At 75.8% G+C, this 14,157-nt stretch carries 13 protein-coding genes and 1 pseudogene; 5 read left to right on the forward strand and 9 right to left on the reverse strand.

Going from position 1 to position 14,157, the window contains the following annotated elements:
* Positions 1–98 precede the first annotated feature (98 nt).
* From bluB to Acit_RS08795, 6 genes and pseudogenes are all read right to left on the reverse strand, one after another.
* Positions 99–731, reverse strand: a pseudogene (gene bluB / locus Acit_RS08770) (5,6-dimethylbenzimidazole synthase); the annotation flags it as partial.
* 11 nt (positions 732–742) lie between these two features.
* Positions 743–2,221 (reverse strand): type IV secretory system conjugative DNA transfer family protein, encoded by a 1,479-nt coding sequence (locus tag Acit_RS08775; RefSeq protein WP_248108167.1) that lies wholly within the window; start codon positions 2,219–2,221, stop codon positions 743–745.
* Positions 2,221–3,480, reverse strand: coding sequence for a VirB4 family type IV secretion system protein (locus Acit_RS08780; RefSeq protein WP_248108169.1), 1,260 nt, complete (start codon positions 3,478–3,480; stop codon positions 2,221–2,223). The genes Acit_RS08775 and Acit_RS08780 overlap by 1 nt, the downstream gene beginning before the upstream one ends.
* Before the next feature lie 13 nt (positions 3,481–3,493).
* The gene (locus Acit_RS08785; protein ID WP_248108171.1) at positions 3,494–4,978 is read right to left on the reverse strand and encodes an SCO6880 family protein; all 1,485 of its coding nucleotides are present in this window, start codon (positions 4,976–4,978) and stop codon (positions 3,494–3,496) included.
* On the reverse strand, positions 4,971–6,338 hold the full coding sequence (locus Acit_RS08790; protein WP_248108173.1) for a hypothetical protein: 1,368 nt from the start codon (positions 6,336–6,338) through the stop codon (positions 4,971–4,973). Before Acit_RS08790 ends, Acit_RS08785 begins: the two co-directional genes overlap by 8 nt.
* Complete coding sequence (locus tag Acit_RS08795; protein ID WP_248108175.1) at positions 6,335–6,640, reverse strand: DUF6112 family protein; 306 nt, start codon at positions 6,638–6,640, stop codon at positions 6,335–6,337. Before Acit_RS08795 ends, Acit_RS08790 begins: the two co-directional genes overlap by 4 nt.
* A 283-nt stretch (positions 6,641–6,923) precedes the next feature.
* On the opposite strand from Acit_RS08795, the gene Acit_RS08800 reads away from it, so the two are divergent.
* A complete protein-coding gene (locus tag Acit_RS08800; protein ID WP_248108177.1) occupies positions 6,924–8,186 on the forward strand; it encodes a sensor histidine kinase in 1,263 nt (420 codons plus the stop codon).
* On the forward strand, positions 8,183–8,947 hold the full coding sequence (locus Acit_RS08805; protein WP_312710394.1) for a winged helix-turn-helix domain-containing protein: 765 nt from the start codon (positions 8,183–8,185) through the stop codon (positions 8,945–8,947). Before Acit_RS08800 ends, Acit_RS08805 begins: the two co-directional genes overlap by 4 nt.
* Positions 8,948–8,990: 43 nt before the next feature.
* On the opposite strand, the gene serS is transcribed toward Acit_RS08805, so the two are convergent.
* Positions 8,991–10,292: a serine--tRNA ligase gene (gene serS, locus Acit_RS08810; protein ID WP_248108179.1), complete on the reverse strand. Its 1,302-nt coding sequence runs from the start codon at positions 10,290–10,292 to the stop codon at positions 8,991–8,993.
* A gap of 27 nt (positions 10,293–10,319) precedes the next feature.
* Between serS and Acit_RS08815 the strand changes: the two genes are divergently transcribed.
* Positions 10,320–11,393, forward strand: a complete 1,074-nt coding sequence (locus Acit_RS08815) for an ABC transporter ATP-binding protein (RefSeq protein WP_248108182.1) — start codon at positions 10,320–10,322, stop codon at positions 11,391–11,393.
* On the forward strand, positions 11,390–12,121 hold the full coding sequence (locus Acit_RS08820; RefSeq protein WP_248108183.1) for an ABC transporter permease: 732 nt from the start codon (positions 11,390–11,392) through the stop codon (positions 12,119–12,121). Before Acit_RS08815 ends, Acit_RS08820 begins: the two co-directional genes overlap by 4 nt.
* A 4-nt stretch (positions 12,122–12,125) precedes the next feature.
* On the opposite strand, the gene Acit_RS08825 is transcribed toward Acit_RS08820, so the two are convergent.
* Complete coding sequence (locus Acit_RS08825) at positions 12,126–12,779, reverse strand: TlpA family protein disulfide reductase (protein WP_248108185.1); 654 nt, start codon at positions 12,777–12,779, stop codon at positions 12,126–12,128.
* Between the two features lie 13 nt (positions 12,780–12,792).
* Positions 12,793–13,704, reverse strand: coding sequence for a heme o synthase (locus tag Acit_RS08830; protein ID WP_248108187.1), 912 nt, complete (start codon positions 13,702–13,704; stop codon positions 12,793–12,795).
* Between the two features lie 135 nt (positions 13,705–13,839).
* On the opposite strand from Acit_RS08830, the gene clpS reads away from it, so the two are divergent.
* The gene (gene clpS, locus Acit_RS08835) at positions 13,840–14,157 is read left to right on the forward strand and encodes an ATP-dependent Clp protease adapter ClpS (RefSeq protein ID WP_248108189.1); all 318 of its coding nucleotides are present in this window, start codon (positions 13,840–13,842) and stop codon (positions 14,155–14,157) included.

Genomic DNA, 14,157 nt, shown 5'->3' on the forward strand with positions numbered 1-14,157 from the left:
TCGAGCGGCCCTCCCCCGGCCCGGGCCTCGTCCGCCCCGTCCCCGATGGCACCCCCGAGCCGACCGCCGGGCCCGCTGGCCAGGAGGCCGCCGTGGTGGCCCCAGGTCTCCTCGTGGAGGACGGCCTCCAGGGGCAGGCGGTGGCGCCAGCCGTGGCGTTCGAGGTCCGGGACGGCCTGGAGGGCCCGGACCGGCCCCACGCAGAGCCAGGCGACCGGCCGGACCTCGGCGGGGATGCCGAGGAGGTCCCGGAGGAAGGCCTCCCGGTAGAAGGAGACCCAGCCCAGGCCCCAGCCCTCGGCGGTGCAGGCCAGCCAGAGGTTCTCGATGGCCAGGCAGGTCGAGTAGAGGCCGGTGTCGGCGATGGCGTGGCGGCCGAGCACCGCCGGGGCCCCGCGGGCCGGGTCGTAGGTGACGACCAGCCCGAGGCTGGACTCCCGGATCCCGTCGATCTTGATCCGGGCGAAGCGCTCCGCCTGGGGGCCTTCGAGCTGGCTGGCGAAGACGGCCCGCTCGGCCTGGACGTGCTCGAAGAAGCGCTGCCGGATGGCCGGGTCGCTGACCACGACGAAGTCCCAGGGCTGGGAGAGCCCGACGCTCGGGGCGCTGTGGGCGGCCGCCAGGACCCGGCCGAGGACCGCCGGGTCGACCGGCTCGCCGGTGAACTCGGCTCGGACGTCCCGGCGGCGAAAGAGGGTCTCGTAGAAGTCGACGGTCGGCCGGCCCTCCATGGCTGACCACGCTAGCGGGGCTCCTCGTCCCCGGGTCGGGCGAGGCGACGGAGCTCGGGGTCGTCGAACCAGGGGACCAGGCGCACCCGGCAGGGCTGGCGGGACCCGACGATCAAGAGCCCCTGGCGGGTCGGCAAGCGGCGGAGGGCGTCGGGGGGCAGGAGGCGCTGGCGCTGGGGGACCTGGGCGGTGCCGACCCGGCCCTGGGCGTCCCGGCTCACGGTCCGGCTGGGCCGCTCCACGTCCCCGGCCAGCGAGCTGGCGTGCTCCAAGGTGGCGGGGTCGGCGATGCCGGGCAGGAAGAGACGGGCTCGGTGGTTGTTGAGGACGGTGCCGGCCCGAGGGCCGTAGCGGGCCTGGAGCTGGGCCAGGTCCTGCCAGACGGTCACCAACTGGATGCCGTGGGCGGCGACGGTGGCGGCGAGGACGTCGAGGTCGGCGAGGGGTGCGACGTTGGCCGCCTCGTCCACGACGACCAGCAGGGGCGGGTCGAGGGGCCGGCCGTGGCGTTCGGCCCGGTCGACCGCCCCCGCCAGCACCTCGCCGAGCAGGGCGGCGAAGAGCGGCCGGAGGCGCTCTTGGTGGTGGGCGGGCGCGCAGAGGAACAGGCTGTCGCACCCGGCGCTCAGCGCTGCGGGGTCCAGGGGCGGGCCGCCCGGCCCCTCGGCGAGGCCCGGCTCGGCGTAGGCCTCGAGGACGAGCTCGGCGGTGGCCAGGACGGCCGACCGCTGCCGGTCGTCCCGTCCCCAGCACGCCCGAAGGGCCTGCAGCGCAGGCCAAGCCCCGGCGGCGTCGAGCAGGGCCCCGGGCTCCTCCGCCTCCTGGGTCTCGAGCCACCGCAGCACCTCGGTCACCGGCAGCCCACCGAGGGCGGCGGCGTGGAGGAGGGGCCCGAGGAGCTTGGCCGCCTGCTGGTACCAGAAGTCCCCGTCCCGGAGGTCCCCGGCGCGGCTACGGGCCACGCTGGCCAGCGCCGAGGCCAGCCGGCGGGCCCCGGCCCAGCTGGTCGCCCCGTCGACCGGGGTCCAGCCGACCGGTTCGGCCCCGTCGGCCCACAGCCCGGGCCCGGCCACCTGGACCGGGTCGTAGAGGAACACGCGGCCGAGCCGGCGCCGGGCCTGGAGGGAGGCGCGGACCAGGTCGGCCTTCACGGAGGCGGCCACCACCGGGCCGGGCCAGCGCAGCAGGGCGGGTACGACCAGCCCGCTGGTCTTGTGGCTCTGGGTCGGGCCCACCACGGCCAGGGCCTGCCCGGGCTCGAGGCAGACCAGCCGGCCGCGGGCCCGCCCGACCACCACCCGACCGGGGACCGGCCGGCGGACCGCCAGGCCCGCGAGGTCCGCCCGCTTTGCCCAGCGGGTCGGCGCCTCGGCCCTGGTCCGCCCCCGCCATGACCGGCCGGCGCCCCCTGGAGTACCCCGCAACGAGCGGTCCCCGAGGAGGACCGCGCCGAGGGCCCCGAGGGCCCAGAGGCTCTGGGGCGGGGCCATCAGCGACCAGCGCCGGAGGCGGCGGACGTGGGGGCGGCGGGCATGGCGGCGTCGGTGCCGACCACGGGCCCGTCGGCGGGCCCAAGCAGGTGCTGGACCACCAGAGATCGACCGCCGACCTTCCAGAGGGCCCGGCCACGGCCCAGGTGCGGGACGAGGCGGGCCTCGGTCGAGGACAGGCCGAGTAGCTCGCGGGCGGCGGCCAGCTCGCCGGGGGCCTGGGCGTAGACGACGCGGGTCTCCGAGTCGGCGAGCAGGCCGAGGGCCAGGCGCTCGTGCTCGGGACCGCCCGCGCCGAGGAGGTCCGACACCCGGTGGAGGACGGCCACGTGGGCCACGCCTCGGGCCCGGGCCAGCTTCCAGGTGGCCTGCAGCCACCGGGCCACCCCGAGGTCGGCGAGCACCGCCCAGGCCTCGTCGACCACGAGCACCACCCCGCCGTCGACCGTGGGCAGCTGGGCTTCCAGCCAGGCGGTGGCCAGCACCATGGCCGGGCCGAGGGCCGCCGATCGGAACAGCGCCGAGACGTCGAGGACCACGCAGGGCCCCTGCAGGTCCAGGCCCGCCGAGGTCGGGCCGTCGAAGAGGCCCCGGAGGTCCCCGTCGACCAGCCGGTGCAGCTCGAGGGCGACCGCCCGCCCCTCGGCCGCCAACCCCCCGGGGTCCGTCCCGACCCGCGCCGCCGCCTCGGCCGTCGGGGCGAGCAGGGCGGCGACCACCCCCGGCAGGGTCGGGACCGCCTCGCGCCGGCCCCGCTCCTCGACGGCGAGGGCCAGCGCCGCTCGCTCCTGTGGCGAGAGGGCCCGGCCCAAGGTGGCTTCGGCCACTGCCCCGATCAGGGCGGCCCGGCGCTGGTCCTCGCCCCGGGGGTCCCCGTCGTCGCCCTTCGGGGCGTCGAGGGGGTTCAGCCGCACCGTGCCGGCGGGCCGGAGCCGGATCGGCCGGGCCCCGAGGGCCTCGGCCAGCGGCCCGTACTCGCCCTTCGGGTCCACCACCCAGGCCCGCCGACCGAAGACGGCCAGCCGCCAGAGCAGGGTCTTCACCAGGGCGCTCTTCCCCCGACCCAGTTGGCCGAAGACCACGACGTTCGGGTTGGTCACGAGGCCCTGGCGGTAGCAGGCGAAGGGGTCGAAGCAGAACGGCTGGCCCCCGTGGTCCCGGCCGATCAGTGGCCCCGGCACCCCGAGGGGCTGGCCGAGCCCGAAGGGGTAGAGAGCACCGAGATGCCGGGTGGTGGCCTCGTGGGCGGCGCGGCTCACCGTCGATCCCCGCTCAGGGCAGGCCGTCGCCGGTCGGCCAGGTCGCCAGCCACGCCTCGAGCTGGTCGCCGTAGCAGCGGCGCAGCTCGAGGCCTGTCCGGGCGGCTCGCTGCTCGAGCTCCTCGGCGGCCGCCTCCAGGGCAGGCCGGTCATCGGCGCAGATGGTCAGGTACCCGGCGAAACGGCAGGCGGCGTGGCCCTCCGCCAGCTCCCGCTCGCGGTCCCAGACGGCCTGCTCCTCTCGCCGCCGCCGGGCGGTGCGCAGGAACCCGCTCCGCTGGCGCAGCTCGGCGTCGGCCAGGTCCGCGGTGCGGGCCCGCTCGGCTTGTCGACGGGCCTCGGTGGGGCCGAGGGGGGCCAGGACCACCACCAGGCGCTGCCGCCAGCGGCTCGGCACCAGGAGCGGGACGAGGAACCCGGCCGGGACGGCCTGGCGAGGCCACTCGGCGACCCACCAAGTGGCCTGCCAGGTGCCGTCGGTCCGCAGGCAGTCCCAGTCGGCCCGCACGGCGTCCGGCCAGGGCCACCCGGTCGCCGCCCCCGCTCGGTCGTCGCTGGATGGCCGGCTGGTCCCCGCCAGCCACCGGGCCAGCGCCGCCCGGTCCAGGGGTGGACCCGGTCGGGCCCCGGCCTCGGCGAGGCGCTCCCGCAGGGCGTCCAGCTCGCGGGCCAGGCGTGCCAGGGCCTCCTGGGTCCCGTCCCGGGCGCCGAGGAGGCCGCCGAGCCAGGACCCGAGGTGGCGGGCCTGGCTCCGGACGCTGACCGCCAGGTGGACCTCGTGGCGGACCAGCGTCGGCGCCCAGCTGGCCACCAGGGCCCGGTAGGCCTCGGCCGGCCCTTCGCGCTCTTCACCGGCGTGCCCTGCCGTGCGGCCCGGCGGCGCACCTGGCTCGGCCACGTCGGTGCGGCAGAGCCGGGCCAGGTCGGCTCGGGACAGGGGTCCGCAGCTGGCGAGCCACTGGAGCCGGTGGACCCCGCCGAGGTCTCGGCCGGCCGCGCCCAGGACCCGGGCCCAGCGGGCGACCTGCTGGTCCTGCTCCTCGGGCCCCCGGAGCACCAGGCCGTCCCCCTCGACCGGAAGAACGACGCTCAGCACGCCGCGGGCACGGTCGACCACCACGCCCACCCGGTCCGCCCGCCCGGGGGACCGGCCCGGCGCTTGGGTCTCGGCTAGGGCGAAACGTCGGCCGAGGTCGGCCCGGGGCCGCCATCCCCGCAGGCGCCCGGCCGCGTGGCGCAGCGCGTCGGGGGCCCACTCCTCGGCGGTCCGACCGGCCAGGGGCACGGTGCCCGCCGCAGCGCCGAGCCCGAGCAGGCCCAGAGCACCCACCACACCGGGCAGGGCCGGGTCCGCTCGGAGGACCGTCACGGCGAGGAGCGCGCCGAGGCCGAGGGCCGCGAGCTGCCCACCCCGGAACCCCGCGACCAGGCCCCGGCGGCTGAGCGGACCGAACCAGTACCGCTGGCCGCCCCCGTCCGCTCGGGCGTCCTCAGCCATCGTCGAGTCCTTCCTCCTGGACCTGCCGCTCAGCCGCCCGCTCCGCGGCGATCTCGGCGGCCACGGCCGCGTCGAGGTCCACCCCTCGGAGCTCGCCCGCCTCGACCCGGGCGAGGGCCCGTTCGTAGCGGGCCACCAGGACCGGGTCGACGACCAGGGGTGGCTGGAACGGCACCTCGCCCCGCTCGTCGTCCCCGACGGCCGGCACCGGGGGGACGCTGCTCGGGTCCGCCGTAGACCCGAGCGAGGCCCCCGGCCCCGCCAGGCTGGGGCCACCCGGACTGGGACCGCCCGCATCGGGACCACCCGGACGGGGACCATCCGCATCGGGATCCGGCGGGCCGCCGCCACTGGCGCCATCGCTCCCGGGATCGCCGAGCTCCTCGCCGATCGCGGGACCCGGACCGAACCCCTCGGTCCCCAGGGGGTCGGCGGGACCGTGGAAGGTCTCCCAGAGGTCCAGGCCGGTGGCGGCCAGCCGGCGGGGCGCGCCGGTGGCGCGACGGAGGTGGTGCCGGGCCTGCTCGAGCTGGGCCACGGCGCCGGCCTCGACCACCGGCACGAGGCGCAGGAGGGTGAAGGGCGCGGCCGCCGCCACCACCAGCAACGCTGCCCCGCTCACCAGGGCCCCGAACCCGTCGCCGGCGCTGAACGCCAAGCCGTGGGCCATGGCCTCGGTGGCCAGGGCCAACGCACCGACGATCACGAGCTTGGCCAGGACCAGGGCGGCCAACGTCTCCGCCAGGCGCCGGCACCAGTGGGCCAGGGCCGGCCAGACGGTGGTCGCGAGGATCAGGGGCAAGAACAAGACGGCCAGGGTGACCGCGGCCGCCCGGACCGCCATTTCCAGCCAAAGGGCCAGGCCGGCGACCGCCACCACCACGGCGCCGAGCAGCACCGCGAAGCTCGGCGCAGCACCGAGCACCCCGGCCCCGAGCGCCTGGGCCACGGGGGCGACGCTGCGGGCCGGGGTGGTGCCCGAGGCGGTGAGCAGCTGCTGGCAGAGGCCGTCGACCACGACCAGGCCCAGCTGCACCAGCGCAACGGCCGTCCCGGTGCCGGCCAGCGCAAAGGGCAGGTGGACCACCACCGCCCGGAGCAGCAGGCCGGGCTGCTGGGAGAGGACCGCCTGGATCGCGGCGCAGCACGCCAGCGGCACGGCCAGGGCTGCAGCGGCTGCGGCCACGACCCCCAGCTGCTCGTGGAACCAGGCCGTCGAGAGGGGCGGCGCGGTGGTGGCCGAGACCACGGCCACCACCTGGGCCAGGATCCAACTGGCCCCCTCGGCGACCCATCGGCCAGCCAGGTCGAAGACCCCAGCAGCCCCCAGGCCGAGCAGCCCGCCGGCCCCTGGGCTCACCGCACCCCCTGACCGGCGTGGAAGAAGAAGTTCACGATGGCCGGGGCTGCCCCCACCAGAAGGGCGGCCAGGGCCGAGACCAGGACGACCCGGCGGCCGACCAGCGACTGGTGGAAGTTCTGCGAGTGGGCGCCGAGCGCCCACGCCGCGGCACCGACCACCAGGCCGGCCACGGCCAGGACCAGGGCCCAGCCGGCCAGCCCGTTCGTGACCTGCTGGAGGACGTTGCTCCCCGGCAGGTCGCCGGGCGTGGGGGTGAGGCTGACGTCGGCCAGGAGGCCGACCAGGGTGACGACGGGCACAGGTGCTCCTCGGACGAGCGAGGGGTCGAGGCCAGCGAGGCGTCGCGCGAGCGGCGAGCTGCGGCGAGAGGGCCAAATCCGGCGGGCACGCGGCGGCCGAGAGGGAGCACCGGCCACGGGGAGCCGCCGGCACCGAGGCGACCCTCACCCTAGCAGACCTTTCGTTGGCTGCAAGGGTCTTTCGATGCCCTCCATGTCGACGCCGGGGTCGCGGAGCGGACAGCCCGGCCGGGGTCGCCCGGGGGTCACCCGGGGGGCACCGAGGGCCTGTCATGCTGGGGGCATGCTCGGGGCCAGCCTGCCCATGGCCGAGGCGATCGGCGGCATGGCCGGTGTGGCCGCCGTCGGCGTCCTCGCCGCCGTGGCCGCCCATGCCGCCGGCCGGCGCGCCGGCCGGGGCAGCTTGGAGCAGCGCTTGGCCGCACTGGCCGCCCGCCTCGGCGTGGACCTCCCCGAGGGCGGTGGGGTCGAGCCGACCCTGCAGCAGCTCGAGCAGGTCACCGACCGGGCAGCGGAGACGGTCGCCGAGTCCTCGGCCGAGGCCATCCGGCTCCGGCGGGCCCTCGACACCTTGCCGCAGGGGGTCATCGTCTGCGACGAGACCGGCGAGGTGGTGTTCCGGAACGCGCGGGCGGTGGGGCTCATGGGTGGCCGCCACGGCGACGCCTTGGCCGCCCAGGCGGTGGTGGACCTCCTGGCGCTGGCCTGGCAGCAGGGTTCGGCCGAACGGACCCTGGACCTCTACGGCCCGCCCCGGCGGACCCTGGCGGTGCGGACCCAGCTGCTGGACGACGGCCGGCGGACCCTCGGCGTGGCCGCGGTCATCGACGACGTCTCGGAGCGGCGGCGCCTGGAGGAGATACGGCGGGACTTCGTGGCCAACGTGAGCCACGAGCTCAAGACCCCGATGGGCGCCCTGGGTCTGCTGGCCGAGACCCTGGTGGCCGAGGAGGACCCCCAGGTCGTTCGGCGGCTGGCCAGTCGGATCCAGGACGAGGCCTTCCGGGTGAGCCGGATCATCGACGACCTGCTGGACCTCTCCCGGATCGAGGCCGAGGAGGCCCCGCCCCGGGAGCCGGTGCCGATCGGGCTGGTCATGGCCGAGGCCCTGGAGCGGGTCCGGGCCGCGGCCGAGCAGCGGGCAGTGAAGATCGAGGTGGAGGAGCCCGACCCGCCGGTCGCCGTGGTGGCCGAGCGTCGGCAGCTGGTCTCGGCCCTCTACAACCTGCTGGAGAACGCCGTGAAGTACTCCTACGAGGGCGGTTTGGTGCGCTTCAGCGGGACGGTCCACGATGGCGAGGTGGTCTTCGCCGTGGCCGACCAGGGCATCGGGATCCCGGCCCGGGAGCTCGAACGGATCTTCGAACGTTTCTACCGGGTCGAGAAGGGCCGCAGCCGCCAAACCGGGGGGACGGGTCTCGGGCTGTCGATCGTGCGGCACGTGGCAGCCAACCACCAGGGTCGGGTGGAAGTGGAGTCCCGGGAAGGGGAGGGATCGACCTTCCGCCTGGTGGTGCCGCTCGAGAGCGGGAGCCGCCGCTCGTGAGCTCGCCTCGACGAGCCGAGGGCGACCAGGTGCGGGTCCTGCTGGCCGAGGACGAGGAGAGCTTCGTCGAGGCCCTGGAGGTCGGCCTCGCTCGCGAAGGTTTCGAGGTGGTCGTGGCCCGGGACGGCACCGAGGCCCTGGCGTCCTTCGAGGAGACCCGTCCGGACCTCGTCCTCCTGGACGTGATGCTGCCCAAGCTCTCGGGCCTCGACGTCTGCCGGGCCATCCGGGCCCGTTCGACGGTCCCGATCATCATGGTCACGGCGAAGAGCACCGAGATCGACACCGTGGTGGGCCTGGAGGTCGGGGCGGACGACTACGTGGCCAAGCCCTACCGCCTGCGGGAGCTGGTGGCCCGCATGCGGGCGGTCCTGCGCCGGGCACCGGGGTCCGGGGAGGCCCGGGAAGCGCCGGCCGGCAACGGACCCGAGGTCGTGGCGGAGGACCCCGACGACCAAGTGCTGGAGGTCGGCGAGGTGACCCTGGACGTGGCCCGGCACCGGGTCTGGGTGCGCGGCCAGGAGGTCCAGCTGCGGCGCAAGGAGTTCGACCTGCTGACCCTGTTGATGGAGAACGCCGGGCGGGTGCTGACCCGGGAGGTCCTCATCGACCGGGTCTGGGGCTCGGACTACGTCGGGGACACGAAGACCTTGGACGTCCACATCAAACGGCTCCGCAGCCGCATCGAGGAGCAGCCGTCGACGCCGCGCTGGATCGTGACGGTGCGCGGCGTGGGCTACCGCTTCGAACGGCCCCACTGACACCTCGATCTTCCCGGGGTCGGGAGCGCCGAAGGGGGGCGGCTCAGACGACGAGCTGCCCGCCGGGGACGATGCGGCGACGCCCCCCGAGGTAGGGGGCCAGGGCCTCGGGCAGCAGGACCGTGCCGTCGGGTTGGCGACCCCACTCCACCAGGGCGGCGAAGATCCGGGCCCAGGCGAGACCCGAGCCGTTCAGGGTGTGGACGAAGCGGGGGCCCGAACCGTCAGCGGGCCGGTAGCGGACCTCGGCCCGGCGGGCCTGGTAGTCCCGGAACCAGCTGATGGAGGAGACCTCGAGCCACTGGTCGCAGCCAGGGGCGTAGACCTCGATGTCGAAGGTGCGGGCCGAGGAGTTGCCGAGGTCCCCGCAACACAGGTCCAGCACCCGGTAGGGCAGTTCCAGGCGCTGGACGAGGGCCTCGACCCGCTGGACCATGGCCGGCAGCTCCTCGGCCGCCTGGGCCTCGGTGGCGTAGCAGAAGAGCTCGACCTTGTCGAACTCGTGGACCCGCAGCAGGCCCCGGGTGTCCCGGCCGGCCGCGCCAGCCTCGCGACGGAAGCAGGCCGTGGCGGCGGTGAGACGCAGGGGCAGCTGGGCCTCGTCGAGGACCTCGCTGCGGTACATGGACGTGAGGGGGACCTCGGCGGTCGGGATGGCCCAGAGGTCGTCCCGCTCGATGGCGTAGGCCTCCTCGGCGAACTTCGGCAGGTGGCCGGTGGAGACCATGGTCTGGGTCCGCACGAGCGTCGGGGGACGGACCTCCTGGTAGGCGTCCTCGTGGTGGTCGAGGGCCAGGGCGGTCAGGGCACGGAGGAGCCGGGATCCCGCCCCCCGGAAGAGGGGGAACATGGAGCCGGCGAGCTTGGCTCCCCGGGCCAGGTCCAAGATGCCGAGGGCCTCGCCGATCTCCCAGTGGGGGACCCGCTGGTGCTCGGCCGGCACCGGCGTCTCGGCCGGCCAGCACCGCACCACCGGGTTGTCCTCGGGGCCGGCCCCGTCGGGGGCGTCCTCCGCCGGCAAGTTCGGAAGCCAGAGGAGCCGGCGGCGGACCTCCTCCTGGGCGGCGTCGGCGGCCCGTTCGGCCTCGGCGAGCTCGTCCCCGAGGCGCCGGCTGGCGTCCTGGAGCTCGCTGGCTCTGGCCACCTCGCCGGCCTTCCGGGCGGTGGCCACGTCCCGGGAGAGCTGCTTGACCCGGGCTCGCAGCTCGTCCCGGTGGGCCACCAGCCGCCGGGCCTCGGCGTCGGCGTCCACCAGGCCCTGCACCTCGGCAGGGTCCACTCCTCTGCGGGCCAGGGCGCGGGCGACGCCCGCAGGATCCTCTCGGACCAGCCGAATGTCGATCATGGTGGGGCCAACGGTAGCCTCCCGGTCGTGCCCGACCCGGTTGTCCCCCACGGCCCGCCGGGCCCGGGCGACCCGGCGGTCAGCGTGGAGGGCCTGGTCGTCCGCTACGGCCATCGGACGGCGGTGGACGATCTGTCCTTCGAGGCTCGCCCCGGGGAGGTCTTCGCCATCTTGGGCCCCAACGGGGCCGGGAAGACCTCGACGGTGGAGACCCTCGAGGGCTACCGGGTCCCGACCGGCGGCCGGGTCCGGGTCCTGGGCCTCGACCCCCGGGCGGACCACGCGGCGCTGGTGGCCCGCATCGGGGTGATGCTCCAGGGCGGGGGGCTCTACCCGAGCCTGACCCCCCGCCAGGCCCTCTGGCTCTTCGCCCACCTCTACCCCGATCCACTCGACCCGGCGGCACTGCTTCGCCGCCTGGGCCTCAAGGCGGTGGCCCGGACCCCCGTGCGCCGGCTCTCGGGTGGCGAGCGCCAGCGGCTGTCCCTGGCCCTGGCGCTGGTGGGCCGGCCCGAGGTGCTGTTCCTCGACGAGCCGACGGCGGGCGTGGACCCCGAGGGCCGCCTGGTTGTCCGTTCGCTGGTGGCCGAGGAGCGGGACCGCGGGTGCTGCGTGGTGCTGACCACCCACGAGCTGGCCGAGGCCGAGCACCTGGCCGACCGGGTCCTCATCCTGGTGGACGGCAAGGCAGCAGCCGAGGGATCCCTGGAGGAACTTCGGGGCACGGTGGCCCAGGCGGCCATCGCCTTCGCCGCCCCCCCGGGCCTCCCCCGGGCCGACCTGGACCAGCTGGCCGGGGCCTGCGGCGTGCCTGGCGGGACGGTCCGGGAGGTCGAGCCGGGCCGGTACGAGGTCGGGGCCGAGCCCACCCCGGCTCGCCTGGCCGCGGTGGCCGCCTGGCTGGCCGAGCGCGACCTGCCGGTCGCCGACCTGGCGGCCGCCCGCCGAGCCAGCCTGGAAGCCGTCTACTACGAGGTCGCTGGCCGGGGCCGCCCGTCCGCCGACCTCGAGGAACCGGCCGGCGACCAACCGCTGGGGACTCCCGGGAACGGGCCCGCCCGGGGGCGGCGACGGGCTGCGAGCGGGGGGCGGCGACGGTGAGGACCCGGCGGTTCCTGGCCCAGCTGGGGGTGGAGCTCACCTTGACCGCCCGGCGGGGCGAGTCGCTGGTGCTGACGATCCTCATCCCCGTGGTCCTGCTGGCCTTCCTGGCCGAGGTCCACCTCCTGCCCACCGGGCCCGGCAAGCCGGTGAGCTTCCTGGCGCCGGGCATCCTGGCCCTGGCCGTCATGAGCACGGCCTTCACGAACCTGGCCATCGCCACCGGCTTCGAGCGGGGCTACGGGTTCCTGAAACGACTCGGCGCCACCCCCCTCGGCCGTCCGGCCCTTTTGGCCGCGAAGCTGGCCGCCGTCCTGGCGATCGAGGTGGTCCAGGTGCTGGTGCTGGTGGCCGTGGCCCTGGGCCTCGGCTGGTCGCCCGTGGGCGGTGAGGCCCCTGCCGCCCTGGGGGTGGTCCTCCTGGCCACCGCCGGATTCGGCGGGCTGGGCCTGCTCTTCGCCGGCACGCTGCGCCCGGAGGTCAACCTGGCCGCCGCCAACGGGGTGTGGCTGGTCCTGCTCCTGGTCAGCGGCATGCTGGCTCCCCTGCGCCGCTTCCCGGGCTGGCTGGCCGGGATCGCCCGGGTGCTGCCGAGCGCTGCCCTGGCCGACGGCCTCCACCGGACCCTCAGCCTGGGCCGCTCGGTCCCGACCTGGGCCTGGGTGGTGCTGGCCGTCTGGGCCCTCGCTGCCCCCCTGGCTGCGGCAGCCACCTTCCGCTGGGAATGACCCCTCAGCTGGCCCGAACCGCCGGCAACGGCGTGCCGGGCCGGAGGGCGTGTCGGGGCGCGGCGCTCGCCACGGCCTGCTCGAGCCGGCGCAGACTGCTGACCCCGGCCACGGTGGCCACGACCCGCCCGCTTGGGGCCACCGCCACCAGGTCCGGAAGGCCCACGAGGCCGAGCTGTCGAGCCACGGCCTCCTGCCGATCGGCGGCCACCGGGAAGCCGACCCCGGCCTGGCGGGCGAAGGCCCAGCCGGCCGAAGGCGTGTCGTCCCCGTCGATCCCCACGAAGACGGCCCGGTCGCCGGCTCGCTGCTCCGCAGCGGCCAACCGCGCCACCTCGGGCAGGTCGGCGTGGCAGGCCACGCACCACGAGGCGAAGAACACGAGCACCACCGGTCGCCCCGCCAGGGATCCCCGCAGGGGATAGGTCACCGGGTCGGCGGCGTCGAGGCCCGTGGGCTCGAGACGCGGCAGGCTGAAACTGGCCAGCCGAAGGGTCGGGCGGCGGGGGCCGCTCGCGATCCCGACGAGCAGCACGGCCAGGACCACCAGGAGGACGGCCACCCCGACCACCAGGCGGCGAGCCCGCCGGGTCCCTTCGGCCACGGGGTGGGCCCCTGGCCCGGTCGCCGGCACCTGGCTCGCCGTCGCCGTGCTCATCGCCGCCGGGGCCTCACCAGTGGATCCGGACCACCGTGTCCAGGGCCATGGCGGCGAAGAGCACGGTGACGTAGCTGATCGAAGCGTGGAAGACCGCCATGGCCCGCTCCGTGCTGGGGCGGGCCAGGAGCCGCCAGGCCAACCAGCAGAAGCCCAGCCCGTCCAGCCCGGCGACCACACCGAAGAGCACCCCCATGTGGGCGTCCCACGCGAACAGGCCGGTCACCACGAGCAACGCCAGGGTGTAGGCCAGGATCTGCCGGGCGACCTGGGGGACCGACCGGACGGCCGGCAGCATGGGGACCTCGACGGCCCGGTAGTCCTCCCGGTAGCGAATGGCCAGGGCCCAGAAGTGGGGCGGGGTCCAGAGGAAGATGAGGGCGAAGAGCAACAGGGGCGGCCAGGCCAGGTGGCCGGTCACCGCCGCCCACCCGACCAGGACCGGCACGGCCCCGGCGGCCCCCCCGATGACGATGTTCTGGCTCGAGGTCCGCTTCAGCCAGAGGGTGTAGACGAAGACGTAGAACGCAGTGGCCGCGAGGGCCAGGACCGCCGAGAGCAGGTTGACCGCCAGGGTCAGCTCCACGAAGGCCAGCACCTCGAGGGTCACCGCGAAGACCAGGGCGGCCCGAGGGGTCACCACCCCGGTGACCAAGGGCCGCTGCTTCGTCCGCTGCATCACCCGGTCGATGTCCTGGTCGACCACCATGTTGACCGCGTTGGCCCCCCCGGCGGCCAAGGACCCGCCGACCACGGTGGCCAGCATCAGCCACACGCTGGGCACCCCGCCCTTGGCGACGAACATGGTCGGCACGGTGGTGACGAGCAGCAGCTCCACGATCCGCGGCTTGGTCAGGGCCAGGTAGCCGCGGAGCTTGGCCCGCCAGGGAACGCTGCCGCCGACGGCGGCCGAGACCGAGGTCACGGCGCTAGCCTACGGGCCGCCCACCCGGGCGAACAAAGCGCGAGCGTCGCGTTTTCGGGCCCGGGGCTGGGCCGAGGCGCCGAGGGCCGGCGACTAGCATGGCGGCGCCACCAGGCCGGGCGGCGAGGAAGAACCATGGCGTCCAGCGCATCCACCGAGACCTTCCAGCCACTCCCCGATCTCGACCAGGCCCCCGACGAGCGGTCCGACGACCGCCCGGATCGACCCTGGCAGGTGGTGGTTTGGAACGACCCGGTGAACCTCATGTCCTACGTCACCTGGGTCTTCCAGAAGCTCTTCGGCTACAGCCGCGAGCGAGCGACCAAGCTCATGCTCGACGTCCACACCAAGGGCCGCGCCGTGGTCTCCTCGGGCCCTCGGGAACGAGCCGAGCTGGACGTCTACCGGCTGCACCAGCACGGGCTCTGGGCGACCCTCGAGCAGGCGGGCTGA

The organism is Aciditerrimonas ferrireducens (assembly GCF_023130475.1).
Classification (GTDB): Bacteria; Actinomycetota; Acidimicrobiia; order Acidimicrobiales; family UBA8190; genus Aciditerrimonas; species Aciditerrimonas ferrireducens.